Annotated in this window: 22 protein-coding genes and 5 pseudogenes; 15 read left to right on the top strand and 12 right to left on the bottom strand. The window is 60.1% G+C overall.

Features of this window, described 5'->3' with window-relative positions; genetic code table 11:
• The first annotated feature begins 156 nt into the window (after positions 1–156).
• Positions 157–1323 carry an ROK family protein gene (locus ACSQ2W_RS19245; protein WP_436087875.1) on the top strand — a complete coding sequence of 389 codons (1167 nt, stop codon included), beginning with the start codon at positions 157–159 and terminating at the stop codon, positions 1321–1323.
• A 159-nt stretch (positions 1324–1482) separates the two neighbouring features.
• On the opposite strand, the pseudogene ACSQ2W_RS19240 reads toward ACSQ2W_RS19245, so the two are convergent.
• Positions 1483–1788: pseudogene (locus ACSQ2W_RS19240) on the bottom strand (transporter); the annotation flags it as partial.
• On the opposite strand from ACSQ2W_RS19240, the gene ACSQ2W_RS19235 reads away from it, so the two are divergent.
• The 3 genes from ACSQ2W_RS19235 (at position 1772) to ACSQ2W_RS19225 (ending at position 3187) form a co-directional block, all read left to right on the top strand.
• Complete coding sequence (locus ACSQ2W_RS19235) at positions 1772–2044, top strand: nitrilase-related carbon-nitrogen hydrolase (RefSeq protein ID WP_436087874.1); 273 nt, start codon at positions 1772–1774, stop codon at positions 2042–2044. The pseudogene ACSQ2W_RS19240 and the gene ACSQ2W_RS19235 sit on opposite strands and share 17 nt — an antisense overlap.
• A 286-nt stretch (positions 2045–2330) precedes the next feature.
• Positions 2331–2639, top strand: a complete 309-nt coding sequence (locus ACSQ2W_RS19230) for a DUF1778 domain-containing protein (protein ID WP_436087873.1) — start codon at positions 2331–2333, stop codon at positions 2637–2639.
• Positions 2639–3187 carry a GNAT family N-acetyltransferase gene (locus ACSQ2W_RS19225; RefSeq protein ID WP_436087872.1) on the top strand — a complete coding sequence of 183 codons (549 nt, stop codon included), beginning with the start codon at positions 2639–2641 and terminating at the stop codon, positions 3185–3187. Before ACSQ2W_RS19230 ends, ACSQ2W_RS19225 begins: the two co-directional genes overlap by 1 nt.
• 199 nt (positions 3188–3386) lie before the next feature.
• Here the strand turns inward: ACSQ2W_RS19225 and ACSQ2W_RS19220 are convergent, their stop codons facing one another.
• Complete coding sequence (locus tag ACSQ2W_RS19220) at positions 3387–3566, bottom strand: glycosyltransferase (RefSeq protein ID WP_436088931.1); 180 nt, start codon at positions 3564–3566, stop codon at positions 3387–3389.
• Between ACSQ2W_RS19220 and ACSQ2W_RS19215 the strand changes: the two genes are divergently transcribed.
• Positions 3499–3828: a hypothetical protein gene (locus ACSQ2W_RS19215; RefSeq protein ID WP_436089006.1), complete on the top strand. Its 330-nt coding sequence runs from the start codon at positions 3499–3501 to the stop codon at positions 3826–3828. The two genes, ACSQ2W_RS19220 and ACSQ2W_RS19215, sit on opposite strands and share 68 nt — an antisense overlap.
• 94 nt (positions 3829–3922) lie before the next feature.
• On the opposite strand, the gene ACSQ2W_RS19210 is transcribed toward ACSQ2W_RS19215, so the two are convergent.
• The 3 genes from ACSQ2W_RS19210 to ACSQ2W_RS19200 all read right to left on the bottom strand — a co-directional run bounded on the left by ACSQ2W_RS19210 (position 3923) and on the right by ACSQ2W_RS19200 (position 6449).
• The gene (locus ACSQ2W_RS19210; protein WP_436087871.1) at positions 3923–4174 is read right to left on the bottom strand and encodes a hypothetical protein; all 252 of its coding nucleotides are present in this window, start codon (positions 4172–4174) and stop codon (positions 3923–3925) included.
• A gap of 83 nt (positions 4175–4257) precedes the next feature.
• Complete coding sequence (locus tag ACSQ2W_RS19205; RefSeq protein ID WP_436087870.1) at positions 4258–5256, bottom strand: nucleotidyltransferase family protein; 999 nt, start codon at positions 5254–5256, stop codon at positions 4258–4260.
• Positions 5256–6449 carry a PqqD family peptide modification chaperone gene (locus tag ACSQ2W_RS19200; RefSeq protein ID WP_436087869.1) on the bottom strand — a complete coding sequence of 398 codons (1194 nt, stop codon included), beginning with the start codon at positions 6447–6449 and terminating at the stop codon, positions 5256–5258. The genes ACSQ2W_RS19205 and ACSQ2W_RS19200 overlap by 1 nt, the downstream gene beginning before the upstream one ends.
• 367 nt (positions 6450–6816) lie before the next feature.
• On the opposite strand from ACSQ2W_RS19200, the gene nusG reads away from it, so the two are divergent.
• From nusG to ACSQ2W_RS19175, 5 genes and pseudogenes are all read left to right on the top strand, one after another.
• Entirely contained in the window at positions 6817–7449 is a 633-nt protein-coding gene (gene nusG, locus ACSQ2W_RS19195) for a transcription termination/antitermination protein NusG (protein ID WP_436087868.1), read from the top strand.
• Between the two features lie 243 nt (positions 7450–7692).
• A complete protein-coding gene (locus ACSQ2W_RS19190) occupies positions 7693–9303 on the top strand; it encodes a hypothetical protein (RefSeq protein ID WP_436087867.1) in 1611 nt (536 codons plus the stop codon).
• A 1064-nt stretch (positions 9304–10367) separates the two neighbouring features.
• Positions 10368–12119 carry a type I secretion system permease/ATPase gene (locus tag ACSQ2W_RS19185; RefSeq protein ID WP_436088930.1) on the top strand — a complete coding sequence of 584 codons (1752 nt, stop codon included), beginning with the start codon at positions 10368–10370 and terminating at the stop codon, positions 12117–12119.
• Between the two features lie 28 nt (positions 12120–12147).
• Positions 12148–13461, top strand: coding sequence for an HlyD family type I secretion periplasmic adaptor subunit (locus ACSQ2W_RS19180; RefSeq protein WP_436087866.1), 1314 nt, complete (start codon positions 12148–12150; stop codon positions 13459–13461).
• Between the two features lie 91 nt (positions 13462–13552).
• Positions 13553–13918, top strand: a pseudogene (locus ACSQ2W_RS19175) (transposase); the annotation flags it as partial.
• A gap of 108 nt (positions 13919–14026) precedes the next feature.
• Here ACSQ2W_RS19175 and glmS read toward each other — a convergent pair.
• Positions 14027–15850, bottom strand: a pseudogene (gene glmS, locus ACSQ2W_RS19170) (glutamine--fructose-6-phosphate transaminase (isomerizing)).
• Positions 15851–16747: 897 nt separating this feature from the next.
• On the opposite strand from glmS, the gene ACSQ2W_RS19165 reads away from it, so the two are divergent.
• The 3 genes from ACSQ2W_RS19165 (at position 16748) to ACSQ2W_RS19155 (ending at position 21632) form a co-directional block, all read left to right on the top strand.
• Positions 16748–18184: a hypothetical protein gene (locus ACSQ2W_RS19165; RefSeq protein ID WP_436087865.1), complete on the top strand. Its 1437-nt coding sequence runs from the start codon at positions 16748–16750 to the stop codon at positions 18182–18184.
• A gap of 248 nt (positions 18185–18432) precedes the next feature.
• The gene (locus tag ACSQ2W_RS19160) at positions 18433–20193 is read left to right on the top strand and encodes a type I secretion system permease/ATPase (RefSeq protein ID WP_436087864.1); all 1761 of its coding nucleotides are present in this window, start codon (positions 18433–18435) and stop codon (positions 20191–20193) included.
• The gene (locus tag ACSQ2W_RS19155) at positions 20190–21632 is read left to right on the top strand and encodes an HlyD family type I secretion periplasmic adaptor subunit (protein WP_436087863.1); all 1443 of its coding nucleotides are present in this window, start codon (positions 20190–20192) and stop codon (positions 21630–21632) included. Before ACSQ2W_RS19160 ends, ACSQ2W_RS19155 begins: the two co-directional genes overlap by 4 nt.
• Positions 21633–21842: 210 nt before the next feature.
• On the opposite strand, the gene ACSQ2W_RS19150 is transcribed toward ACSQ2W_RS19155, so the two are convergent.
• Positions 21843–22076, bottom strand: a complete 234-nt coding sequence (locus tag ACSQ2W_RS19150) for a hypothetical protein (RefSeq protein ID WP_436083694.1) — start codon at positions 22074–22076, stop codon at positions 21843–21845.
• A gap of 444 nt (positions 22077–22520) precedes the next feature.
• Between ACSQ2W_RS19150 and ACSQ2W_RS19145 the strand changes: the two genes are divergently transcribed.
• Positions 22521–22793: a transposase gene (locus ACSQ2W_RS19145; RefSeq protein ID WP_436083693.1), complete on the top strand. Its 273-nt coding sequence runs from the start codon at positions 22521–22523 to the stop codon at positions 22791–22793.
• 61 nt (positions 22794–22854) lie between these two features.
• The gene (gene tnpB / locus ACSQ2W_RS19140; protein ID WP_436087862.1) at positions 22855–23205 is read left to right on the top strand and encodes an IS66 family insertion sequence element accessory protein TnpB; all 351 of its coding nucleotides are present in this window, start codon (positions 22855–22857) and stop codon (positions 23203–23205) included.
• On the opposite strand, the pseudogene ACSQ2W_RS19135 reads toward tnpB, so the two are convergent.
• From ACSQ2W_RS19135 to ACSQ2W_RS19115, 5 genes and pseudogenes are all read right to left on the bottom strand, one after another.
• Positions 23120–23398 (bottom strand): annotated as a pseudogene (locus ACSQ2W_RS19135) (helix-turn-helix domain-containing protein); the annotation flags it as partial. The gene tnpB and the pseudogene ACSQ2W_RS19135 sit on opposite strands and share 86 nt — an antisense overlap.
• Positions 23399–23425: 27 nt before the next feature.
• Positions 23426–24097 carry a tyrosine-type recombinase/integrase gene (locus ACSQ2W_RS19130; protein WP_436087861.1) on the bottom strand — a complete coding sequence of 224 codons (672 nt, stop codon included), beginning with the start codon at positions 24095–24097 and terminating at the stop codon, positions 23426–23428.
• Entirely contained in the window at positions 24094–24858 is a 765-nt protein-coding gene (locus ACSQ2W_RS19125) for a tyrosine-type recombinase/integrase (protein WP_436087860.1), read from the bottom strand. Before ACSQ2W_RS19125 ends, ACSQ2W_RS19130 begins: the two co-directional genes overlap by 4 nt.
• Positions 24859–24922: 64 nt before the next feature.
• Positions 24923–25186 (bottom strand): tyrosine-type recombinase/integrase, encoded by a 264-nt coding sequence (locus ACSQ2W_RS19120; protein WP_436083689.1) that lies wholly within the window; start codon positions 25184–25186, stop codon positions 24923–24925.
• A gap of 104 nt (positions 25187–25290) precedes the next feature.
• Positions 25291–25500 (bottom strand): annotated as a pseudogene (locus ACSQ2W_RS19115) (tyrosine-type recombinase/integrase); the annotation flags it as partial.
• Between the last annotated feature and the right edge of the window lie 81 nt (positions 25501–25581).

Genomic DNA, 25581 nt, shown 5'->3' with positions numbered 1-25581 from the left:
GCGGGTAGGCCCGCTATTTGCTGGAAGACTGTCTGGACTCCTCCCAGACGCCAATCGGCTGTGCTACAGCAACAGGAGATTGATCCTCGCAAGCCTTCTAATGGCTCTTGCGGATTATAGCAAGACTTTTTTCACTTAATGAAATAAGATGGGCATATGGCGCTTAAAGTCGATCAAGGAACAGCAAAGGCCCTCAACCGGAGACTTGCCCTCAATCTCCTGCGTCGGGAAGGGGGCTTGAGCCGCGGGGATCTCGCCGCAAAAACCGGCCTCAGCAATGCCGCGATAACGGGGCTGGTCTCCGAGTTGATCGAGGAAGGGTTTCTGAAAGAGGGCGAGAGCACCCAAAGCACGGGTGGGCGTAAGCCGGTGCTCGTCGAACTCGATTACGGCGCCCGATATTCGATCGGTCTCAAGCTGATGGCGGACCGTCTTGAGGCGGTGCTTACGGATCTTTCGACGGAACCGCTAGCCACCACGGTGATCGCCTTGCCGAACCTGGAGCCTTCAACTGTGGCAGAGGCATCGAAGCAGGCGGTCGAACAACTGATACCGGACATCACCCGGCGCAGAGAAAAGCTGATTGGCGTGGGGCTTGCGATGCCGGGACTGATAGACGTTGAACATGGTGTCTGTCGGATCTCTCATCGGTTCGACTGGCACAATGTCCCGATCGCGTCCCTCCTTGCCGAGCGGGTTCACGTTCCCGTTTGGGTGGACAACGACGTCAATGCTTTTGCGATCGCCCAGCAACTGTTTGGCGCGGCGCGCAGGCGTTCTTCGGCGCTTGTGCTGATCATCGGCACGGGTGTTGGGTCGGCGCTGATCTTCCACGGGCAAATCCATCGCGGCGCGCGCTTCGCGGCCGGTGAAATCGGTTTTGCCGTCGATGGCGGCAGTTTGAAAACGGACGGTTTTTCCAACTGGGGCCATCGGTTTTCGGAACCGGCTATCGAAAGGCAGTGGGCGGAACTGTGCGCCACGAATGCCGTGCAGGGACCGGCCGGCTTGCAGGAAGCAATGGAAGCCGGTGACACGCAGGCCGTTGCGTTCCTTGGATCGATCGGCCGTGATATCGGCCTTCGCCTCGTCGGCATGATCGACCTTGTCGATCCCGAAGTGGTCATTGTCGGTGGCGAGGCCATTCGTTTTGGCAGGGCGCTGATTGACCCGATGACCGAAGCGGTTAAACGATTCAGCTTCGAAGTGCCGCCACCGATCGAGATCGACTGGGAGAACAACATCTGGTCGCGCGGCGCTTCAGCACTTGCGATCCAGAAGTTCTTCGATTTTGAAAGTGCGTCCGGGGTGGCACTGAGCTGAAAACGCAGTGTAATTTCTGGCGTCTGTCATCGCCGAGCAAGCGAGTTTTGCGAGCCATCTGGGTTTCCGATCGCTACTCTCCCGATCGGATAATATCTCGCCTGGAACTCATTTTGAGGATGCCGCTTTCAGCATCGGCATGGGCGTTTGCCTGCTGCCTCACTTGGGAAGGAGGAATGTCAGCCCGAGCCGAAATCCCAAGACTTCCGGGCATTGTCCGGCGCAGCCCCCCAATAGCCCATCCCCGCTGTCATCCACTCTTCCGCCTTCCAGTCATAGGTCGACTCGGTGTTCAAAGCGAATGTCCAGGCTTCGGGCGTTGGTATAGGACAGGAACGGCTGCAGAAAGTTATTGCTGATGTCATTTCGCTCGTCGTTGCCGGCAAATAACCAGGCATGGTTGGCGAGCACGCCATAGGTCCAGGGTCCGTCCTGCTTCAGAGCAACGATGGTCGAACGCATACCGGCACCAGTGGCGATGTGGCAGCCGTGGATCTATGTCGCTGGGCAGCACGGTGGCGCTCGTGCTCATCTCTTTGCAAACCCCGGAGTCAAAGTCGCCGGCAGAAATGTCGCACCGCTGGTTTGCTACGAGCAATTACTCTTCTTGCCCGTGCTGCATTCGATGCTGTCTTCACCGGATTTAATTCTAGCCGGGGGAACAGCTGGTGGACTGCCGGGACTTCCATCATTGCCGTCCAGACACGAGGTCCCCGGCTAACCAGGGCGACGTGGGCGATTCAGAAGCCGCTTCGACTGAGGATGTTGACCGGTCCCGGCAGGGAAGGTGAGAGTGATGACATGAATAATGCCGGAATTCGAATAGATCTGTATCGGATCAATGGTGGGAAATAGTCCCGTCTCCCGGCCGCATCGGAGGTGATCGCCCAACCGTGTGATTGAAACGCGATGCGACTTTGCAGCCTAGCGCTTAAATCTTGTTGACACGTACGCCTCATGAGCGTACACGGTGGAGAAAGGTGAACTATGCGCCGAAGGAGGCGTCTATGCGTGCTTTCCACGATGCTACTGCGACGGTCGATGAGCCCAATGATGCTCGGATGAATTTCCGTACGAAGGCGCACATCAAGAAGACCATTCAAAGAGCGGCTGCGTTGGCCGGTGTAGATGACACGTCGTTCGCGATGACTGCCGCTTACCAGTCGGCAATGGAGACGATTGCCGCACATGAACGCACGCGCCTTGCGGCGGTCGATCATGAAGCGTTTTTTGGGGCTCTCGACAATCCGCCAGCACCGAGCGCTCGATTGAAGGATGCGTTCAAGCGGCACCGTGAAACGGTCGTTTCGAAGTAATGTCGCAGGCAGCAGTTCCGAAAATCACGATAGAGCCGCTCGATCCAGCCAAGCATGATCGGGCGGCTTTTTCATGTGGCGTTGAACAGGTTGACAACTTTTTCAAGAAAACCGCAAACAAGCTCTCAAAGGCCGATAATCTACGCGTTTTCGTTATGACTCACGAAGACGGACGTGTCATCGGTTTCTATGCTCTGAACACCCATTCGATCGACTATTCGGAACTGCCCGATAAGTTCGCGCGCAACAGGCCGGGACACGGGTCCATACCGGCGATTTACATTTCGATGATAGGACGGGATGAGAAGTTCAGGGGAGGCGGATATGGCGGCGACCTTCTTATCGATTGTTTGACCCGGGTCGCGCGTGTTGCCGAAAATGTCGGCGTGGCGATGGTGGTTCTTGACGTCCTTGACTGTGGCAATCCGGAACGTACAGAAAAACGTCGCGCGCTCTATCTCGAATACGGGTTTCTGCCTTTTCACTCGAACGAGATGCGCCTTTTCCTTCCAATCGCAACCGTTCGGACGTTGATTGCGGACGAGTGAGTATCTCGGACGTCGAAACACACGATCACAGTGGTAGTCGCCTGCGACCCTTCGGAGTTCAACTCGCTCCTGCGATGCTAGAAAAATAAATGAATTAAAATAGATACATCAACTGTCACAGCTATTTAAAGATGAGAAAAAGTAATCAATGTAGAAACGCGACATTCATCCTATTCGTTATTACTGATTTTGCAAGATTCTATATTTGGAATCTGACATTATTCTGAAGGCGGAGTTTCTTGACAAGTCTCTCTAGACTTTCGCGCTCTGGCCCGTCGCCGAAAACATCAAGCCTCGCCTTCGGATTCAAAATGGCGACGCGCGAAAAGGCGCTTATCGAGATATTACAGCCTTTTTCCTTGGACAATCGGGAGACCATCACAAACGGCAGCCTCGCGCATTCCGAGAACCTGAACCGCCTCGGCATTCTGCCCCGGCGCCTCGTCTTCCCGGCCAATGGGCCGAGGCGGGTGTCCGGGAACGCAACTGGTTTGCCAATGTCAGGACGATCAGCACGAGCCCGCCACCGCTGGCGACCTATCCGAGAGCGTTGGGTGAAAAAGGAAGATCACGCTCAGAACGAGCGGGGTCCAAGGAAAATCAACGCCAAGCGCGAAATTCCCCGCGCCGTCTTCTCTTGAGTAAGCTGACGCATAAGGTGTCCACCAAAATAGGTGGACACCAAGTCGTGGAAGAAGATGATCAAGAACTGAGTGTGAGGCGAAGGACCACCGATCAGCCGCCGAACCGCTTCCAGAGACCCGGAGGTCCGTTGTGGGTATGGTTCTTGTCCCCAAAACCCCAGCCGGGACGTGTGCCATTGGACTTGGCAATGGCGCGCGAACTCAGGCTCGTACCAAGGAGGAGGGTAATCGCCGGAGGTGTTACAACGGCAAAACGCCCGGCCTTCTTGAGAAAATCTCTTCGAGCCTGCGCTTCAGTTTCCAGTCCCTCAGGGACCATTTCTGAGTCGTTTCTCTTCTCCATTGCCCTGGCTCCTTTGGAAACACTCTCATGAACAGCATAGATCCTGTCCGTGTAGGGAACCATCGAGACCTTAGATTTGATCCCTAAATCTTTGAGCGTAGCCCCCCATTCGAAAGGATGAGGCCTGCGCGACGCACCAGTTCGATCGGGTTGCGACGCGCCAGCTCAAGGGAACGTATGAGCCGGCTGAGGCCCCATGCCAGGTTGCCGGCGAGGCGTAGCGGAGCGCCGGAGACAGGATGCCTGACCGTATAGATGCGCCTCCAGTGCTGGAGGCGGGGCATCGGGCGCCCTGCGGCGTCTGCCGGAATCTTCGTCCCAAAGAAATGGTGCAAGGTCAGCAGTTGGGTGTCGAGCGCATTCCGGGTGGTTTTGTTTGGCATTGCCGTGCGCAGCGCCGCCCAATCCAACTGTTCGCTTTCGGCGAGTTGTGCCAGATCGTGCAGGTGCCGCAGATCGATTCTTCCGCGCCAGTAATCTCCTTCCTTGAGGAGGTCATGCATGATCCAGTGCATTGCGCGGGCCTCAAGGGAAGGAATCTTCACCCGAAGGCCATCCCGTTGGACGGGCTGGGGGCATCCGAATCCGTCCGGCCGATACGACCGGAGTTCCAGGATGCCCGCATCCTGCGGACGCGCCATGCCACGAACGTCCGGCACCTCACGATAGCCAAGCTCTTCGAGGCAGGCCTTGGCGGCAGCCTCCTCGCCCGCTTCCACGGCGATATCGAGATCGCTCGTCATCCTGCTGGGTAACCGGCCGGGCGGGGAAACAAAGAGCGGAACGGCTCCCTTGAGCAGAATCGGAACGATCCCTCGGCTGTTGAACGCGGCGACGGTCTCGATCAACTGTGCCCTCAAGCTCAGGTTCCGGTTCCGATTGCAGTCATCGATAAAGGCAAGATAATCGCGCACGTCGCCTGGCAGCCGCTCTATCTGGCCCGATTGGGCGAGCGAGGAGAATAGGGCGGGCGTGAGCAGCGTGTGGTTCGCCAGTGCGATCAAGGCTTGCCAGTCGACATCGGCGACGAGGTGCCCCTGAAGGCCGGAGACCAGGGCGTCAAGAGCGGTGTCGGCACGCATCACCGGCAAGCTCCCCGGATCAATTCCAACGCATCTTCCAGCGAGGAATAGGTGAGGGAGCAGGTCCTGGCCGATCCAATAACCTGTGTCAGCACTTCGAAGGCGGTGCTGCCGAGATCTCGGCCGGGCGCAAACGCACCGTTGAGCAAGCCGCGCAACGCACCGACCGCATCGACCGGATCCAGACTGGGACGGGAGCCGCGGTCGCGGTTAAGCAGGATCACCCAGCCTATGGCTCGGGGGGCCTGCGACACCGGCGAAAAGTGTTTCGGCACGATGTAGCGCACTCGCTTGCCATCGGGGCGCCTGAAGATCGGTGCTGCAGCGAGCTCGGGATAGTATCCGGCAAGAAGAGGCCATGCGCCGGGCTTGACGCCGGCGGCGAAGGGAAGTCCGATGCCAAGCCCGCCGCAGTTCAAAAGGGTCACATCATCCGAGACGAAGCCGAAGCCCGATTGGGCCAGGGCCAATGTCAGCGTCGTCTTGCCTGCACCGGGATCGCCGCAGAGCAGGATCAGGCGTTCGCCTGAGGAGAGGGCGGCTGCGTGGAGTGCAAGTTCATAGATGCCATGCTCGAGCGCTTCGGACAGCAATTCCCCCTTCAGCACGGTGGGGATCTCCTCGGGGGAGCAGGTCCGAAGCCAGTCACTATTCCGGAACACGTGGATCCGATCCCCGTGCTCGACCAGTTCCAGGAGAGTGTCGGTGGCCTCCGGCTGGACTTCGAGGTGCCTGAAGACGGTGATTGCCGGAAAGACATGGGTCGCGGGATAGACAATCCGGATGCGACGGTCCGCCACGGCCACCGTTTGGACCACATGCTTGTGAAGCGAAGCGGAGGCCGATGGTGCGTGTGGCCGGATCAGGCCCAGGCGCTCCCAGTCCCTTAGCGCGGTTTGAACGTATTCTTTCGCATCGAGGGCATCAACGTGACCGCGCATGATCCTGCGCGGGATAGCATCCGGTGAAGCGCCTTCCTGCAACGAGCGCCAGATGTCGGCGGCCGTGTCGTTAAGGGCGAAGATGGCGCGCTGGGTTGGGCTGAACAGGATGTTCTGCCCACGGATGCGCACGAGCCCGGCCTGGGTCACGAGGCCCGCCGCCACGCCATCAGGGGAAACTTGCACGACAGCTCCTTCATTCGCTTTTAGTAAGGTCATCGTCGTGGCCTCCTCCGTGCCTTCCCGCGTCATAATTGCCGACCGCACCCCGTGTCTTCACTCCGCCGGCAGCCGCGCCAGAGGGGCAAAAATCATGGTGCACCCAACTCGGCCTCACAAAGCCGGTAATCCGCTTGAGAAATAGCACATTTGAAAGTCTGTAATCAGCGGGCCGATCCGTCTAATCCGTCGTAAGCTCGCTCCACTACGGTGGTATGCGCCTGCGCCTTTTTGCAGGGTTGATCGGCAAAAAGTATCTATCTGCTAATCACTTGCTCCCAGCCTGTTACGCTCTAGTGCTGATGGCACGCAGGTCCGCGAACCTGATACATTCTCGGGTGGCTGGCGCCTCGGTGTGCAATGTTCATGGATGTTCGCGACAACGGGTGGCGGAACATGGATGGTTCACGGGCATGAGCGCGGCCATGCAAAATTGTTGATTTTATTTGCTTGTGGCGGCCCATCTGCATTCAGAGGATTGAGTATGCTAAAAATGGAAAGTTCGGTTGCGGAACCGCTGGACAGCCAGGATGCGCGTAGTGCACGTTGGTATGTGGTTCAGACGCACCAGCGCTGCGAAGTCCTGGCCGAACGACACCTGTCGTCTCAAAACTTCCGAACCTATTTGCCGAAAAGACGGCGAACTGTCCGGCATGCGCGCAAAATCAGACCGGTTTGTTCCGCATATTTTGAAGGTTACCTGTTCATATCATTCGATATTCGCGAGCAAAGGTGGTCGCCAATCAATTCCACCGTGGGCGTTCGCAAGCTCGTCATGACAGATTGCGCGCCGATTCCGGTTCCATTCGGCGTCATTGAGACTCTCCTGTCAGCAACCGATGACGAGGGGTTCCTGCACCCGAAGAGTCTTTGGGAGCCAGGGCAGAAGATACGGGTCACGAATGGGCCATTTACGGACCAGCTTGGTACTTTGGATTATGTTGGGCGGTCTGGAGCAGTAAGAATACTTATTGATGTTATGAATAGATCCGTTCCTATGTATATTGATAGGGATAAATTGCTTATAACATGAATGTTAATGTAGAGTATTGTTCTTGTTTGGTATAGTTTCTATTGGTGTGGGGGCGCAGTCACACGACTCACCCTAAGTGCGGCAGCTTGCGAAGAAATCCGCAGTAGACGTCGCCTTGGCAAAATGGCCACACATGCGCTTCATGCAGAGATCGCGAAGCGAAGCCCGCCCGGACAAGCACATTACCGTCACTCCTTCGAACACGGCGCGCGCCATGGTCGGCAAGCGGCCCGGGAGCACGATATGAACCCACATCAGGTAATCGCTGGGCGCCGGAATCTGACCGTGGATGCGGCGGACAAGCAGAATGACGTACCAGGCATGGACCAAGCTGGCTCGGACGCAATCGCGCCGTTGCACGCAGCCGATACGGCTGCCGCGTTTCCAGTGGCGGCAACCTTGTTTCGCGCCCTGGATGAGGCAGGGGTGAGATACGGGATTATCCAGGATCTCGCGAGCCTGCCTGAGGCGGTCGCCGGCTGCGACGATCTGGATGTGCTCCTCGATAAGCAGGACTACCCGATGTTCTGTTCGATAATGGCTGAGTTGCATGGTCGCCGCGGGGTAAGCCTCTCTTGCTACGACAATGTTTGCGCCGGCAGAGAGGATTGGTTCGTTGCCGATTTTTCATGCGGTGCCTATCTCCATCTCGACCTCCACGTCGGAATTCGTGTCGGCTGGGAGTTTCGCAAGCGCTACCTGGCTTTCGATCATGCGGCGGTCGGGCGGTGGGAGCATGTATTCGTTGGGGGGATTTCCATCCCCGTCGTCTCCCCTGAGGACGAGGTTCGGATATCGATCGCCCGCTTCGCGTTCCGTCTGTGGACGCTTCCGTGGAAACGTTGGGTGGCGATACGTGGCAGTCGCAAGGAGCAACTTGCGCGCCTGTCCCCCGCCCCCGGCGAACCGAATTCCTACATCATTGAATACAAATTTGGCCGTGGCAGAAGCGTCAGCTGCAGGATTCGGCCGAGCGAGGACGGTATTCTGGTGCACAGCGGCGACCTTGCAAGACTGAGGCTTTCGCTCCGGCAGAGATGCGGCTTCTCGAGAGCCAGCGGTATCGCGGATGCTGCGGTTCATTTCGTACGCAAGGCCTCCTATCTCGCCCTGAGGCTCGCAGGTCGCGTCATGCCCGGCGCCGTACCGCCAAAACGGTGGCCCTGGGCCGGCGGGGTCGTGGTGGCGCTCGTCGCTCCGGACGGACTGGGAAAGAGCACGCAGGTCAGCCTGCTGACACGGATATTTCGATGGAAGTTCGGCTGCGCCCAGGTTTATGTCGGCACCGGCGAGGGAAGAGGATGGTGGTTGCGCAAGGGGCTGCAGCGCCTGGCTTTTTACCGCCGGCGCGAGCTCAAGGCGATGATCCGGACCGAGGGCCGGGAAAGCCGCGCAATGGGAAGGATACTATCGGTCGGTTTGGCGCTCTGGGGAGTTCTGATCGCAATCGAACGGTACGCCGTTGTGAACCGTGCGCATCGATGGGCAATGCGCGGCATGATCGTTATCAGCGACCGCTGGCCACAGAAGCTTCGGCACGGATATCTGGACGGGCCGATGATACCGCCAAATCTCTCATCCGCGCCTGGCGTGGGCATGCTGGCGCGGCTTGAAAAGAAGCTATACGAGCGGATGGATTCTTGCAGGCCGCATCTGACGCTGCATCTCGTCTCCGATTATTCGGTTTCCGAGGCGCGAAAGCCCGGAGAAATTACCAGGGAGGGGTTCGACGCGCGGCTGGCACTCATGGCCGAACTGCGGGCCTTGGACAAGGACATCAGGACCATCGACGCCAGCGCTAGCGCTGAGAGTGTCAAGCGGGAGCTCTTCAAGGAGATCTGGCTCTCCTTGTAGAAGGCTTCGCCGCTTCGCAAAGACGCCTCATGAGATGCAGCGCGCGCGCTCATCGATCTGGCCTTTTCAGGACGAAAATGATCCCCTGCAAAGCCGGGCTGCAGCGCATTCTTGAAATCCGGACCTTCCTTTTTCGACCCGCGGGCTCCCGGTCGAGGCGTCGTCTCAGGCACACAGGTTAGCGGAGGTTTTCGCAAATGAAGATCGTGCATGTGTTGACCCGACTGCTTCGCGGCGGTTCCGAGGAGAATACTTTGGCGTGTTGCAGCGCGCAGGTAAGGCGCGGCCATGCAGCAGGTCTGAGGTCTATTCGAACGTCCTCTTCGCGCTCTTTGTCGAGATACTTGCTGCTTTGATGGGCGATCATTTCGATGCCACCGATCCGGTCCAAATTTTCATGCGCGATGCCCGCAAAAGACAAGGGAGATAAACAGGTGCGGCGAATCGCCCGGCTCGGCACGAGCGTGGGCTTTGTCTTGCTGCTGTTTGGATTTGCCTGGTTCGTCCAATCGCGGTTTCTTGATCTTCTCGTTGCCGTCAAGGCGCTGTCGGAGCCCTTGGGGATCTATCTTCCCGACGGTGTCGAACCCGGGGGCGCGGAGCTCGGCATCTTGGATCTCATCCCTCCGGCTTTGACGATGTTTGTCGGAACCGCACTGGTGGTTCTGGCGGGCCATCTGCGCGCGGAGCCTCGCCTCGCAGAGCCCGGTGGATCGGCGCTGTTGCGAACCGGATGGCGCCGGAAAAGGCCGCGCTATAGCCGTCGTCGACGCAGCCTCACAAAGTGGCAGACTGCCGGTATGGTTCTGATCTTCATCGCTCTCGCGCAGGCCGGACCTTTGGCTCTGCTGTTGCCTCATCAAATCGGCGATCCCGGCGGTAGCGCGCTTGCGGCCCTGACGGGGTACCTGCCCGATCCTTTGTCGTTTCAAGACCTGCAGAGCGCAGCGGACGGGCTCCCGTTCTGGCTGATGATCGGAAGTCTCGGCCTGTTGCTGTTATTCTGGCCGGCACGGCGGAAGCGGACGGGACCCTCGCCACAGCCATCGGCGGCTGCGTGGCCCATTTCCCTTGCCGGTAAGCCGGCAGCGGGCTCGGAACTGGCCAGCGCGCTTGGCTCCTGCAAGGGAGCGCTCGCCGGTGTTGCGGCGTTCAGTGGCGTGAGCAACATCCTCATGCTGAACGGTGCGCTTTTTATGCTGCAGGTTTATGACCGCGTGTTGCCGAGCCGCAGCGTTCCGACGCTGGTCGGCCTGGCAATACTGGCCGGCATTCTCTTCGTCGGGCAGGCCATCATCGACCTCGTGCGTGGTCGCATCATGGCCCGCATCGGCACCGAACTGGACGAGGCGGTCTCCGGACGTGTTTTCACCGCGATAACCAGGCTGCCCCTCTTGGTCGGCTATCAGGGCGACGGGCTGCAGCCGCAGCGCGATATCGACAGCATCCGCTCCTTTCTCTCGGGGCCGGGACCCAATGCGTTCTTCGAACTGCCGTGGCTCCCCTTCTATCTGGCAATCATCTGGAGTTTCCATCCGGTTCTCGGGATAACCGCCATTTGCGGCGCAATCATACTGGTTCTCCTCACAGCGACCACCGAGATACTCACGCGCAGGCCAGCGAGCGCGGCGGTCTTGACGGGCGCCCGCCGCAATATCCTCGCCGAGGCGAGTCGCCGCAATGCGGAGGTCCTCGCGGCGATGGGGATGGGGAGGCGCCTCCATGACCAATGGCGGGACGCAAGTCGCCAGTGCCTCGCCCAGCAGCAGCGTGTCAGCGATGTCACGGGCGGCCTGGGTAGCGCTTCGCGCGCATTGCGGCTGATGCTGCAGTCCGCAATGCTAGGCGTAGGTGCCTGGCTCGTGATCCATGGCGAGGCGACCGCCGGGATCATCATTGCAGCTTCGATCCTGGTGGGCAGGGCGCTTGCCCCCATCGACCTTGCCATCACCCATTGGCGCAATTTCGTGGGTGCACGCCAGAGCTGGCGCAGGCTTGGGCAACTGCTCGCCCGCCTGCCCCAGGACGTGCAGCCAATGGCGCTTCCGGCACCGAGATCGAGCTTGACCGTGGACCGGCTCGTGATCGGCGCGCCAGGGACGCAGCGGGTTGTTGTCCAGGGCATCGAGTTCAATCTGGATGCCGGCTCGGGGATCGGCGTCATAGGACCAAGCGGCTCCGGCAAGTCGAGCCTCGTTCGCGCGCTGGTCGGCGCATGGCGGCCCCTGGCGGGGCGGGTAAAGCTGGATGGCGCGGCGCTCGATCAGTGGCCATCGGAACAACTCGGCAGACACGTGGGCTATCTGCCCCAGGATGTCGAGCTTTTTGCGGGGACGGTGGCGGGCAATATTGCCCGCTTCGACCCGTACCCGGACCCTGGCGTCGTCGTTGCCGCCGCCCGAGCGGCGGGCGTCCATGATCTGATCGTCAGCCTGCCCAACGGTTACGAGACCCAGATCGGGGAAGGCGGCGCCGCTTTGTCGGCGGGACAGCGTCAGCGTGTGGCGCTCGCGCGCGCGCTCCACGGGAACCCGTTCCTCGTTGTCCTCGACGAGCCGAATTCCAATCTCGACGTTGAAGGCGAAATGGCGCTTGCCGAGGCGATCCGGGGGGTCAAGGCCCGCGCCGGGATTGTCGTGATCGTGACGCATCGACCGAACATCCTCTCTGAGTTGGACTTCGTTCTGGCGATGAAGGAAGGACAGATGCACATGATCGGGCCGCGAGAACGGGTCCTGGCAAAACTCTTGCCATTGCAGCCGGCCAACAACGCCAACCCGAAGCCCGTTTCGATCTCGCCGAAACGGCCGAATTGACAGCGCTCGAGAAGAGGCAGGCGCAAAGATGGCAGATATTCGGTCGACGCACTGCAACCGGCGGTCCATTCGACGCAATCTCATGGGAGGGGTGACGTTCATCACCCTGCTCGCCGGCATCGTCGGCGGCTGGGCCGCAACCGTGGACATTTCGGGCGCGGTCATCGCGCATGGCGCGGTGGTCGTCGAGGATAATGAGAAGAAGGTGCAACACTCCACCGGAGGTATCGTCGGCGAGATCTTCGTGCGTGACGGCAACCACGTAAATGCCGGCGATGTTGTGGTCCGGCTTAGCGACGTTGTTCCCCGTGCCAATCTCGCGTTCGTGACCAGGAGCCTGGACGAGCTTTACGCCCGCAAATCCCGTCTCGAGGCCGAGCGCGATGGCGGCGAAGAGATGACGCTCGCTCCATTGCTTGCGAGCCGGATGGGCGTTCCCGAGGTGGCGGCGCTGGTTGCCGGCGAAAAGCGACTGTTCGAACTTCGCCGGATCGCGCGATCCGGCAACAAGGCACGACTTCACGAAAGGATGGAACAGTACCGCAAGCAGATCGAAGGCCATTCGGCCCAGGAAGTGGCCAAGGCTAGGGAGATCGAGCTGGTCAACAATGAGCTCGACGGGATTCGCAGCCTCTTTGAACAGAAGCTGGTGCCGATATCCAAGCTGACGGCTTATGAACGCGAAGCTACGCGGATCGAAGGCGAACGGGCCCAGCTTGTTTCGAGCATTGCGCAGACAAAGGGAGCGATCGCGGAAGTGGAGCTCCAGGTCCTGCAACTGGATAAGGAATTCTCGAGCGAGACGGGACGCGAATTGCGCGAGGTCGACGCCAAGATAGCCGAGTTCGAGGAGCGAAACGTCACGGCCGAAGATCAGCTGGCGCGCATCAATATTCGTGCTCCTGCGAGCGGTACCGTTCATCAGTCGATTGTGCACACCGTCGGCGGTGTCATTGGTGCCGGGGAACCGATCATGCTGATTGTCCCTGATGCTGACGCCCTCACGGTCGAGGCAAAGTTGGCTCCGCAAGACATCGACCAGCTTCTGGTTGGCCAAGCAGCCCTGCTTCGGTTCACCGCCTTCAATCTGCGCAGCACGCCTGAGCTTATCGGAGTGGTCTCCAGGGTCGCTGCCGACATCACGCGGGATCAGCGCACCAACGAGAGTTATTACGTGGTGCGCATCACCCCGGGTCCGGAGGGATTGCAGAGACTCGGCCAGATAGCGCTCGTTCCCGGCATGCCGGTCGAGGTTTTCATCCAGACCGGTGAGCGCAAGGTGCTCTCGTATCTGATGAAGCCGTTGACGGATCAGATGATGCGGGCTTTCCGGGACCAGTAGATTGAGCGGTTTGTCGCGCCGGATCCTGTTTCAGAAGTCATTTGAAGGAGGATTTTGCCAATGATGCCAACGAAGCTATCCCCTCGGCTCCGAAGCCTGTCGGCTGGTCTTTCCCGATGAAACCATCAAGACGAATATGGCGCCACTGCGGGGCTGGGCGCCGCGCGGCCGGCGGCTCGCTGCACCGGTCCCGCACGGCCACTGGAAAGCCATGACCTTCATCGCTGCTTTGCGCTGCGACCGTATCGATGCGCCTTGGGTCGTCGACGGGCCGATCAACGGCGAGTTCTTCACCCTCTATGTCCAGAAAGTCCTCGTGCCCACGCTCGCCAAGGGCGACATCGTAATCAATCTCGGCAGCCACAAGGGATAAGCCGTGCGCCGCGCCGTCAAGGAGGCACGCCTCTTCTTCCTGCCGCCCTACAGCCCGGACCTCAATCCCATCGAGCAGGTCTATCTTGGAGCGGCTGGATACGCATTGCACTGCGTGCCTGGTGGCATCGTATTCCATATGAGCGCGTCCGATAAGCAGCCCCGCCCACCGGCTCTCGGTCCTGCGCGAGAGCTATTCCACTGTGACGGATTTTGCCAGATTGCGCGGCTGATCAACGTCGGTGCCCATGTGCACGGCGGTATGATAGGCCAGCATTTGGATCGGCAGGGCGTTGATGATCGGCGCTATGATCTCCGGCATGTCGGGCAGGATGATCGTTTCCATCGTCTTCAGGCTTGCCTGCGTGGCCCCCTTCCGGTCGGTGATCAGAATGATCCTGCCGCCGCGGGCTGCGACCTCCTGCATGTTGGAGACAGTCTTCTCGAAAATCCGGTCATGCGGCGCGATGACAATGACAGGCATGGTTTCATCGACCAACGCGATGGGGCCGTGTTTCAGTTCGCCCGCGGCATAGCCTTCGCCGTGGATATATGAGATCTCCTTGAGCTTGAGCGCGCCTTCCATGGCGAGCGGATAATTGGTGTCGCGCCCCAGATACAGCACATGCCGCACCTGCGTGAGTTCGCGCGCGACCTTCTCGATCTGCTCTCCGAGCTTGAGCACCTGGCTGGCGAAACGCGGCGCTTCCGACAACTGGCGGATGAGCCGCTTTTCGTTTTCCCCGCCGATGGTCCCCCGCACTGCGGCCGCACGTACCGCGAGCGCTGCAAGCACTGAAAGCTGGCAGGTAAAGGCCTTGGTCGAGGCGACGCCGATCTCCGGCCCGGCAAGCGTCGGGAAAATGCAGTCAGATTCGCGCGCGATCGTCTATTCACGGACATTGACGATTGCGCTGATCGGAATGCCGGCGCTGCGGCAATAGCGTAGCGCTGCCAACGTGTCGGCAGTCTCGCCGGACTGCGAGATGAACAGGGCTGCACTCGACTTCGACAGCGGCATTTCCCGATAGCGGAACTCGGATGCGATATCGATATCGATCGGCAACCGCCCCAGGCGTTCGAACCAGTATTTCCCGATCAGGCCGGCAAGATAAGCGGTGCCGCAGGCCGAAACCGCCATACGGTCGAGCTTCGCGAAATCGAATGGCAGATCGACCGGCTTGGCCTTTCCCTGGGCGAAGTCGAGATAATGCGCAAGGGTATGCGAGATCACCTCCGGCTGTTCATGGATTTCCTTCTCCATGAAATGCCGGTAATTGCCCTTGTCGACCAGGAAGGAGGAGCCGATCGACCGCTGCCGCTTACGTTCGACCGGCGTGCCGCTGATGTCGAATATCTGCAAGCCGCCACGCTGCACGACCGCCCAGTCTCCATCCTCCAGATAGGTGATAGAATCGGTTAAGGGCGCGAGCGCGATGGCGTCGGAGCCCAGATACATCTCGCCTTCGCCGTGGCCCACCGCAAGCGGGGGCCCGTTGCGCGCCCCGATGATCAGATCCTCGTCTCCACGGAACATGATTGCCAGCGCGAAGGCGCCCTCGAGCCGCTTCAATGCATTGTGTGCGGCCCCGACCGGTTTCGTGCCGCGCGCCAGTTCGCGCGAGATCAGATGGGCGACAACTTCGGTATCGGTTTCCGAAGCGAATTCGAAACCATCTGCGATCAGTTCCGCGCGCAGTTCCGCGAAATTCTCGATGATGCCATCGTGGACAATCGCCACATCCCTGGAAAAATGCGGATGGGCATTGGTCTCGTTCGGGACGCCGTGCGTGGCCCAGCGCGTGTGCCCGATGCCGATCGTGCCGCCCAGTGGTTCGGCCTGCAACCGGCGCTCGAGGTTGACCAGTTTGCCTTCCGCACGTCGGCGGGCGAGCTGCCCGCCCTCAACAGTGGCGACACCGGCAGAATCGTAGCCGCGATATTCCAGCCGCTTGAGAGCGTCCACGATAAGTGGCGCAACGGGCGAGTGCCCGACAATCCCGACGATCCCGCACATTTTACTTGCCTTAAGCCTTCCATTGCTAGTTTTCGACGAACTCGGAAGCTGCGACCGACATACGAGGGTCAGCTCCGCGGACCGCTGTCCGGTAGCAGGATCCAAAACTGCACCCGCAGGGCATCCACCAGAGCTGTCATTCCGACCCCGATGACCAGTGCGAGCAACATCAACTCAAGCCTATGGCATTGTGTTCTCCTGGCCGGCACGCTTCAATTTGCCTGTTAGGGCTATTGCCGCAGCCACATGGGTTACTTGACCTTCTGACCGCGGTCCGAAGCCAGTGGCACGGCCTTGGCGGGCCTGTTGTGTCTCTATCGGTCGGTGCAAAACTGGAAGTCGCGCCGACGAACCTGGCTTCGCTGAAGCAGATCATCGAGGATGACGACGCCGTGGAGACCGACGCATTTACCTTGAACCGATCGAGCCGCTCTCTTCCCGGATTGCCAGATTGGAAAAGGCGCTCAAGTCGGCGTGGGAAGCACTCCGAGAACGCAGCCCAATTGATGTCCATGCCTGGAATGTGACCGATCACGGCGATGGTGATCGAGGCTTTCCCTATGGCGACATTCCGCAAAGGTCGAGATTTGTGGCCTGATTGGGGCTCGTGCCCAAACAGCGACGGCGAGCGCTTCGCCGAATTGCCGGCCGCTGCGCCGGTCGTGGATGCACCGCTGGCCAACGAACCGAAGGCGAACGTCGTGCACTATCATGCCTTTGCGCCGGACCCGGGAGGTGCGTCGTGCGTCATGATCCCGCGAGTGCGACCAGGGTGATCGGAAACGCCGCAGGTTTGCCATACTCCGCTAATATACGAATTGGGCGGCTGCAAATCACAGCCGTGTATTGCCTCCCCACTCACTCCTGGGGAAAGAAAGAAACTGGAGAACTTTCATAGTGACTACAATTACGCTGACCGGAGACTACGGCTCCAAACCTTACAAGGCTTCCGGCCTTGCCGCGGGAACTCTGATCGATGCCGAAAATGCATCCTGGACACAAGACAACGATGGGAGCGACGGCAGCCCGTACCCCTTTATGGTCTACGACTCACCGGGTGCGATACTTGATGGCGGCACGATCAACGGCAAAGTCGACATGACCGGTGATTGGCGTGGCGTCTACAACGACGGCAACTCGGCTGGCATCAGGACAGAGGGCACGCCAGGCGTCGTGATCCGCGACTGGCATATCACGAATACGTGGGACGCTGTCCGCGTATCTTGGGACAGCCCTAACTTCCTCGTCGAGGACGTCTGGGTCACCAACGCCCGCGACGACGCGGTCGAGAACGACCGCCTCCAGACGGGCACTATCCGTGACAGCCTTTTCGACGGGGTGTTCGGTGGCATCAGCGTAGACCCATCGTCGTCAAGCCCTGTCGACGGCCATAACAACACTGTCACGCTGGACGGCGTGCTGATGCGGATGCAATCTTTCCTTTACGAGGGTGAGATGACGCACTCCTCGATGATCAAGACCGACTCTGCCACGGACGGCGAGGTCACACCGAACCTGCGCTTCATTAACACGGTCTTTGCCATCGAGGACGTTGAGCACCACAGCTACCGCAGCATGCAAGACGCTTGGAACAACACCGTCGAGTCCAGAGGCAACGTCTTCCTGAATCTGTCGGACACACCGCTCCCGGACGACTACCCGATGCCTCCCGAAGGTTGGACGGTCCTGCAGGGCCAGGCGGCGCGCGACTATTGGCAGGAGGCCAAAACCGAGTGGATCGAGCGACACAGCGGTGAAGAAGGCATTACCCCCGATTCACCTGCCACCGAGCAGCCGATAGCCGAACAGCCGCCGGTAGCCGAACAGCCCCCGCTCGCTGCCGAGCCTGCTTCGTTCAGCGGCGTGAGCTTTAAGGGGTCCAGCGACGGTGAGACCATCATCGGCAACGGGCTGGACAACATCATCGACGGCAACAACGGGAACGATGTCGTGAAAGGGTCCGCCGGAAACGATGTCATCAGGGGCAATGATGGCGTCGACAAGCTGTGGGGCGGCAGCGGGAACGACACCTTCCTCCTGGCCCGCCTCGGCGACTCGCGCGAGAACGGCGGCGTCGACACGATCATGGATTTCGCCGCCGGCGACAAGATCAAACTGTCAGCGATCGACGCAAACAGGGATCTGACTGGCGACCAGGCCTTCCATCTGATCCAGGGCGACTTCAGCGACGCTCCCGGCCAGCTTAAGGTGTCCTACGATGCCGGTTCCGACGCAACCGTTGTGAGCGGGAACGTGGACACCGACGTTCAGGCTGAGTTCACGCTCTGGCTTCACGGCGAGGTCAACCTGACCTCGGGTGACCTCGTGCTCTAGACTCCCAGCCAATGGGGGACGGTGGAACTTCTCCTCCAGATTCATTTGGTTTCTGGAGGAGAATACGCCGTTGCTCTGAGTAACTCCACGGCTAAACGCTCGAGTATCTGAGGCTGACATTCGCACGGGGCGGCGAAGGTCAGGCAGGGGATTATGCGTGCCGCTGGCCGATCAGAAAACTAACCAAACGCCAGTAGTGTTGAAGGCCCGCATCGCGGGCTCACACATGCAGTTGTTGAGGGGACGAAATGTCACAATCCGGTTTAGGAATGCTCCGCACGTCAGGGGCGAAGTCCGAGTTAGCTGCCTGTCTGCGGCGATTTCGACGGGCTTTTCTCGTGGTGGCGGCCTTCAGCGGTCTTCTCAACGTGCTGACGCTATCCGGCTCGATCTTTATGCTGCAGGTCTATGACAGAGTTCTGCCCAGCCGCAGCGTGCCGACACTCGTCGCACTGATCTTCCTAATTTTAATACTTTACGTTTTTCAGGGCGCGCTCGACGCCATACGCGGCCGCGTGCTGGCACGTATTGGCAGCGGACTCGATGAGCGCCTGAACGAAGCGACCTATCGTGTGATGTCGAAGTTGCCCCTGATGAGGGGCAACTCGGGCGAAGGCCTACAGCCAGTGCGAGACCTCGACCAAATTTCCGGATTCCTGGCCAGCGGCGGTCCCGCCGCTCTCTTCGATCTGCCGTGGATGCCGCTCTATCTCGGGCTTTGCTTCGCTTTCCATCCTTGGCTGGGCGCGGCAGCGTTGATCGGTGCGATCCTGCTTTTGGCGGTAACCGTCGTCACGGAAAAAACGGTCCGCCGTCCGGCAACTGAAATGTCGGGCTATGCTCAGGCACGCAACAACGTTGCACTGGCAAGCATGCGCAACGCCGAAGTCATTGAAGCGATGGGGATGCGATCCAATCTTGCCGCGCTGTGGAACAATGCAAGCACGAACTATAGGCAGGCGCAGATACGGGCCAGCGATATCACCGGCTCCTTCGGGGCGCTTTCGCGGGGCCTCAGGATGATGCTGCAGTCGCTCGTGCTAGCGACCGGCGCGTTCTTGGTGATCCGCCAGGAGGCCACTGGCGGTATCATCATCGCGAGTTCAATTCTTACGGCGCGGGCCCTGGCGCCTGCCGAACAGGCTATCGCGCATTCGAAAAGATTTCTTGCCGCCAGACAAAGCTGGCGCCGGCTGGATGAGCTTTTTGCGCTGGTTCCCCCCGCCAGGGATGCACTGCAGCTGCCGCCGCCGCAATCGGAACTCTCGGTGGAAGGTGTCGGCGTCATTCCTCCGGGCGAGCGCCGTTTTGTCGCTCAGGATATTGCATTTTCGCTCACCGCGGGCTCCGCGCTCGGCATCATCGGTCCGAGTGCTTCGGGTAAGTCGTCCTTGGCGCGGGCGATCGTCGGCGTCTGGCAGACAGCGTATGGCAAGATCCGCCTGGACGGGGCCGCGATCGGGCAGTGGCCGGTTGACGCGCTGGGGCGGCATGTCGGGTATCTACCACAAGATGTCGAGCTATTTGGAGGCACGATCGCTCAAAACATCGCTCGCTTTGATCCCACGCCGGATCCAGCGGCCATCATCGCGGCCGCCAAGGCCGCGGGCATGCACGAGACGATCCTGCTCTTGCCTGGCGGATATCAGACCGAGATCGGCGAAGGCGGAGCATCGCTCTCAGCAGGCCAGCGGCAGCGCATCGGACTGGCTCGCGCGCTGTATGGTGATCCCTTCCTCGTGGTTTTGGACGAACCCAACTCGAACCTCGATGCCAATGGGGAGCATGCACTGAACCAGGCGATCCTTGCCGTGAAACGCCGCAAAGGCGTGGTCATCATAATTGCCCATCGCCCGAGCGCGCTGGCGGCTGTCGATTTCTTGCTCGTTCTTCAGTCCGGCCGCCAGAACGCTTTCGGATCCCGGGATATGATTTTGCGGGAGCAGACGCGGCTTGCGCCCGAGAGATCAATTCGAGCGATTCCAGCGGGGGAAAGGGTGTCCGGATGATGAGTATTCGCGACTGGGCTCAGCGCGCGCATGGCGTCGCGAATCTGTTGACTACGGACAAAAGCCATTTGACAGCAAGTGCTAAGGGCAGAATTGATCGGCCGACATTGCCTGCGGCCTACGCTCCTGCGAAGGGTGTATCCGCGCCCACGCAGAACGATATCTCCCTGCGCAGGCACATCGTCCTCGGCGCGGCGATCGTGGCACTGCTGTTTGGCGGGCTTGGCGCATGGGCCGCGACGACGGGGCTGTCAGGTGCCGTGATCGCCCCGGGCCATATTGCGGTTGAATCCAACGTGAAGGCGGTGCAACATCTAAGCGGCGGCGTTGTGGGCGCAATCAACGTGCGTGATGGCGACGAGGTTAAGGCAGGTGATATCTTGGTTCGCCTCGATGACACGGTCACTCGCGCCAACCTTGCCGTCATTACTAAGAGCCTGGACGAACTCTCGGCCCGACAAGCGCGCCTGACTGCAGAGCGCGAAGGTGCTGAAGCGCTCCTCTTTCCCCAGGATATTGTGAGTCGCTCCTCCGCCGCGCACGTGGCGCGGGTCCTCCAAGGGGAACGGAAACTGTTCGCACTGCGCCGCGCGGCCTATCAAGCAGAGATCGGGCAACGCAGGGAGCGGATTGGCCAGCTCACAAAGGAGATAGCGGGACTCGAGTCTCAACGGGAGGCTAAGGAGCGGGAGCTTGGTCTGGTCCGCGACGAACTCAGCAGCGTGAAAGTCCTGTGGGAGAAAAAGCTTGTCCAGCACTCACGACTGCTGGAGTTGGAGCGCCAGGAAGCGCAGCTCCTGGGAGGCCGCGGCCAGCTGATCGCTGCGATCGCCGAGGCCAAGGGCAAGATTAGCGAAACCGAAATAGCCGTCATTCAGATTCAGGAGAATTGGCGCAGCGACGTCGCACAAGAACTTCGCGATACGGAGGCCCAAATCGCGGGGTTGGAAGAACGAAAGATCGCCGCAGATCAGCTTCTGAGGCAAACCGACATTCGTGCGCCTCAGGCCGGACGCGTACATCAACTTGCGATCCACACGGTAGGAGGCGTTGTTGCCGCGGGCGAGCCGATCATGAAAATCGTCCCCATTGCCGACAAGTTGGCGGTGGAAGCGCGCATCGCGCCTCAAGACATCGACCAAGTCCAGCCCGGCCAGCCAGTCCACCTGCGTCTGTCGGCCTTCAATCAGCAGATCACGCCCGAAATCGGGGGACATGTACTAACCGTTTCACCGGACCTCGTCGAAGACGAGCGAAATGGGTTGTCCTTCTACAGCGTGAGAATCAAGCTCGACAAAGGTCAGCGTGGCTCCTTCAAACCGGAAAGCCTCAAGCCCGGCATGCCGGTAGAAGCGTTCTTGCTTACTGCTGATCGCACGGTCATCTCCTACCTAGTGAAACCACTCACAGATCAGATTAGGCGCGCTTTCCGGGAATAGGAAATTATCCGCTCCGTCCACAGGACCAGAAATCATCGGATCGCATCGATGGTGAAGCTTATCGGTGATAGAAGGCGTGCTCTCGCACCTTAACCTGCGTTATCACACCGAGCACGCGCTGTGGTGCATCTTTGATCCCGTCGTGCCGCAATTGTTGGAGGGCTCTACGCGCAATATTGACCTCGGTCGCAGACCATTTCAACGCGAAAATCACATTGTCAGCAACTGAAACAAGGCGCGGGCTTCAGTTGCCTCAAGCAAGGATGGACTGTCGATCACTATGCAATCGTAGCTTGCCTTCAGATTTTCCAACATCGGCGCGCCGCACAGCGCGGAACCTGCGATCAACTTCCATCGCCGTCGCAGCATTGCAGCCAGATCGCGAGGATGCGGCACGCCTTCTTCGTAGCTCAGGGCTTGTGCTTCTTCTAAATTGGCGGGCACAAAGCTTTGCTCCTCTTGGATATAGAGTTCATCGCCTAGCGCCGGTGATCAGCGTACAAGTGCTTTGCCGATGCCTGACGAGCACGCGCAGCAGATACCGCTCCGCCGAGAACAGGCCGAGCGCGACCACCATCATGGACAGCCGCGGCCGCACCTGTTCATTGCCGATTGTGGCAAGGCTCTTCGGCCCTGTTCATCAGCGTCACGTCGGCAGATGGCGCACAAAACCCCAGCCGATCGGATTGGTCGCCTGACGCCTTGCAAGAGTGCACCCACTCACCAACTTGCTCCAACGACTATTTTGGCGAAGAGAGTTCCATCATTTCTGAAATGCGTAAATTACCCGATGGTAGTATCCCTCCGGCAGGGACCGCCTTGCGAAGTTCCGCGGCAGCCGTGAGTCTGCGCTCTTAAGAGTGGACTTAAGAGCGCACTGAGCAATTCATGGGACATGCAGTTTTGCTGACGGGGCCAGAGCGGCGTCGGCGATGGTCGTTAGAAGATCGCGCGCAGATACTGGCGGAGGCATTCGCGCCAGGCGCGGTGGTTTCCGAAGTTGCGCGCCGCTTCGAGGTTTCGACCTGCCTGCTCTACAGATGCGGCGGCAAGCTTTGGTCCAGCAGGCCGAGCCCGCCTTTGTCCAAGCCAAGCTTGTTGGCTCTGCCAGCAGTGATGCGGTCGAAGCGGCCATGCTCGTGGACTTCCCGAATGGCGTGAAGGTGAGAATTGGCTCCGCACAGCCATCCGACCTGGCAGCCGCGGTGATGCGAGCGCTCAAATGATCCCGATCAGTTCCGGGGTGCGGGTGTGGATCGCGAACGGTCACTGCGACATGCGCAAGGGCATGCAGGGTCTGGTGCTGCTGGTGCAGGAGGGCCTCGGCCGCGATCCTTTTTTATGCGTCGAGCGAGATTATGTGGCGGAGCCCGTCTCGGCGCCGGCCGAGGCCTGCCAAATCTGGAATTCTCCGCCACATAATATTCAGATGCTGTTTAGCAGTTGCAGAACGGCGTCATTTGGTCGGAAACGCACACCGAGATCGCGAGAGCCTGGCGCTGAGCGGCATTCAACTTCGCTCGGCCGCCAGGCGCTTTGCCATTCACCAGTCCATCGGGGCCGCGCGCGTTGAAACGCAGAACCCAATCCCGCACAATCTGCAGCGTCACGCTGCCGATCCGTGCCGCATCCGAGCGCGGGCTGCCGTCATAGATCGCGGCAAGAGCCAGCAACCGCCGGGCCTGATTGGCATCCTTCGTCTGCCGTGCGAGCTGTCGACGAGCAGCTCCGTCGAAATCATCACGCAACAAAACCGCCGAACCCATCGCAAACCTCCTGTTTGCAGCATGGATTCAGATTCGCGACACCTTGGGAATCTCCTGAGAGTCAGAAACGGCGCTCGTTGGTATCAGTGCTCTCGCCAGATCCAGAGGAATGGGGACGACACGGTCTCTGCGCCCTTTGCCGCGCAGCAGCACTTGCGGGTGCGACCGCTCCAACTGAAGGTCGTTTGCGTTGACGCCGGTACCTTCGGAGACCCGCGCGCCGGTCCGTGCCAGGAACAATAGGAACGAACGGTCACGCCGACCACGTGACGTCCGTGGATTGGGCGCCGCAACGAGGGCGTCCACTTCGGCCTTGGTGAGGTGGTGCGTCACCTCGATGTGCGCCCGCTTTATGGGAATCGTGAGCACGCGTTGGGCGACACCGAAGGACGCTGGGTCGGAGGCTGCGACATGGCGGAAGAAAGATCGTATCGCCGCAAGACGGGCATTGCGCGTGGCGACGGCGTTGTTCCGCTTCTCTTCGAGTTTGTCGAGAAATGCGAGAACGAGGTCTCGATCGAGATCTTCGAGCGCCAAGGCCGCCGGCTTCTTCCGCAGCCGGGCGGCGGCAAAGAGGATCAGCATGCGCAAGGCGTCGCGATAGCTGGCCACGGTCGCGGGAGTGGCGTTGCGTTGTTTGGTCAAGCGCCGGCGAAAGTAGGACTCCAAAAGCGGCGCCAGGAGTAGGTGTTCACTCATGCTGCGCCTCCATCGAGGAAGGCGCGCTCCGCCGCCATGGCGAGAAGATCCACCGAGCCAGTGAGGTAGTAGGCTGTGTCGCTGTAGCTGGCGTGGCCGAGATAGGTGGCGAGCAACGGGAGCAGCGCCTGGACGTTGGCGCGCTGTTGGTGCCAAAGGCTCAGGCGGGTCACGGCAAACCGGTGCCTGAGATCGTGCGGCCGCAACGGCTTGCCGTCGTCAAGGCCGGCGAACTTGCGGACCTCAGCAAAACCGTTTTTAAGGCCGGTCGCAGAGAGGCGGTTGCCACGGGAGCTCAGAAAGAAGGCCTGGTCCTTAGGCTGAGGAAAAGCTGCATCGCGCACACGCACGTAGTGGCGAAGGGCAGCCTGGGTCGTCGTGTGAACTGGAACGAGACGGTGCTTGCGGAACTTTGTCTTCCGAACGAGGAGAACCCCGTTGGTCAGATCGACGTCGGAACGATCAAGCCTGACCACTTCGCCCGAGCTTGCCAAAAATCCGATCAGCGTCGCCATCGTCCGCCCCCTGAGGGGGATGCCTGGCGAAATGCGGGCGCATGCGTCGATGAGCGACACCAACTCTGACTCGCTGAGGATCCGCGGAGGCGGAATCGCCCTGGATCTGGGGAATACTCTGCGCTCCAAGGTCTCGGTTTGGTCGTCATAGACGGAGAGATACTCGTAGAATCGGCCGAGCACGCCGTGACGAGTGGCGCGGCTGTTGGCGGCGCCGCCGAACGACAGGACGAAGTCCAGCGCCATCGTCCGGGTGGCGGGCGCAGTTCGATGTAACGCGCCTTCTCGCCGAGGAATCGGGCAAAGACGGTCATGCCGCGCCTCCCGGAAAGGGGAGTGCGACCTCGGCGAGCTGCGAGGCCGCAACCTTCACGTACAGCGCCGTTGTGTTGATGCTCCGGTGGCCAAGAAGATCGGCGACCTCGTTGATCGGCCTTCGCTGCCCGACAAGCTGGGTAGCAAGGCTGTGACGCAGGAGATGCGCACCTGCGACCCGCCCGAGTTCGACCCCGCCATGCCGCAACCGCTTCCGCACGATCCTTGAAACAGGCGCCGCACACTTGAACGGTCCCACCGGCGGCGTGAACGACAGGAACAGATACGGACTATCCACTTCGGTCGAGCGCGCAGGATGTAATCGGCGAGTGCGGCGCCGGTCTCCTCGAGGAGTGGCACCACCCGATCACGCTTGCCCTTGGTCCGCCGGACAAAAACCTCGCCAGTACGCCAGTCGATATCCCGAAGCCGAATGGCGCGTAACTCGCCGTTGCGAATGCCCGTGGTGGCGAGCAGCAGCAGGACGGCTCGATCGCGGATGCCGACCGACGTCGTTGCGCCGATTGCATCGATCGCGTGCCGAACGTCATCCCACGCAAGGCGCGGCGGCAAATGTGCCAAACGCGAGACTGTCCGCGATTTAGTGAAACGACTGTCCGGGATTTACCGGAATCGCTGTCCCGTTAATCCGAA

The sequence above is a fragment of the Pararhizobium sp. LjRoot255 genome (assembly GCF_964252905.1).
In the GTDB taxonomy this organism is placed as follows: Bacteria; Pseudomonadota; Alphaproteobacteria; order Rhizobiales; family Rhizobiaceae; genus Pararhizobium.
Note: the sequence above shows the minus strand (reverse complement) of the source record. Positions and strands in the feature narration are given on the sequence as shown.

Coding starts and splice junctions, on each gene's coding strand:
- ACSQ2W_RS19160 (WP_436087864.1), top strand. CDS start 18,433: ATGTCACAATCCGGTTTAGGAATGCTCCGCACGTCAGGGGCGAAGTCC.
- nusG (WP_436087868.1), top strand. CDS start 6,817: ATGGTTCACGGGCATGAGCGCGGCCATGCAAAATTGTTGATTTTATTT.
- ACSQ2W_RS19145 (WP_436083693.1), top strand. CDS start 22,521: ATGGGACATGCAGTTTTGCTGACGGGGCCAGAGCGGCGTCGGCGATGG.
- ACSQ2W_RS19235 (WP_436087874.1), top strand. CDS start 1,772: ATGGTCGAACGCATACCGGCACCAGTGGCGATGTGGCAGCCGTGGATC.
- ACSQ2W_RS19190 (WP_436087867.1), top strand. CDS start 7,693: ATGAACCCACATCAGGTAATCGCTGGGCGCCGGAATCTGACCGTGGAT.
- ACSQ2W_RS19230 (WP_436087873.1), top strand. CDS start 2,331: ATGCGTGCTTTCCACGATGCTACTGCGACGGTCGATGAGCCCAATGAT.
- ACSQ2W_RS19215 (WP_436089006.1), top strand. CDS start 3,499: ATGGCGACGCGCGAAAAGGCGCTTATCGAGATATTACAGCCTTTTTCC.
- ACSQ2W_RS19130 (WP_436087861.1), bottom strand. CDS start 24,097: ATGAGTGAACACCTACTCCTGGCGCCGCTTTTGGAGTCCTACTTTCGC.
- ACSQ2W_RS19210 (WP_436087871.1), bottom strand. CDS start 4,174: ATGGAGAAGAGAAACGACTCAGAAATGGTCCCTGAGGGACTGGAAACT.
- tnpB (WP_436087862.1), top strand. CDS start 22,855: ATGATCCCGATCAGTTCCGGGGTGCGGGTGTGGATCGCGAACGGTCAC.
- ACSQ2W_RS19225 (WP_436087872.1), top strand. CDS start 2,639: ATGTCGCAGGCAGCAGTTCCGAAAATCACGATAGAGCCGCTCGATCCA.
- ACSQ2W_RS19180 (WP_436087866.1), top strand. CDS start 12,148: ATGGCAGATATTCGGTCGACGCACTGCAACCGGCGGTCCATTCGACGC.
- ACSQ2W_RS19220 (WP_436088931.1), bottom strand. CDS start 3,566: ATGGTCTCCCGATTGTCCAAGGAAAAAGGCTGTAATATCTCGATAAGC.
- ACSQ2W_RS19245 (WP_436087875.1), top strand. CDS start 157: ATGGCGCTTAAAGTCGATCAAGGAACAGCAAAGGCCCTCAACCGGAGA.
- ACSQ2W_RS19200 (WP_436087869.1), bottom strand. CDS start 6,449: ATGACGCGGGAAGGCACGGAGGAGGCCACGACGATGACCTTACTAAAA.
- ACSQ2W_RS19205 (WP_436087870.1), bottom strand. CDS start 5,256: ATGCGTGCCGACACCGCTCTTGACGCCCTGGTCTCCGGCCTTCAGGGG.
- ACSQ2W_RS19155 (WP_436087863.1), top strand. CDS start 20,190: ATGATGAGTATTCGCGACTGGGCTCAGCGCGCGCATGGCGTCGCGAAT.
- ACSQ2W_RS19125 (WP_436087860.1), bottom strand. CDS start 24,858: ATGGCGCTGGACTTCGTCCTGTCGTTCGGCGGCGCCGCCAACAGCCGC.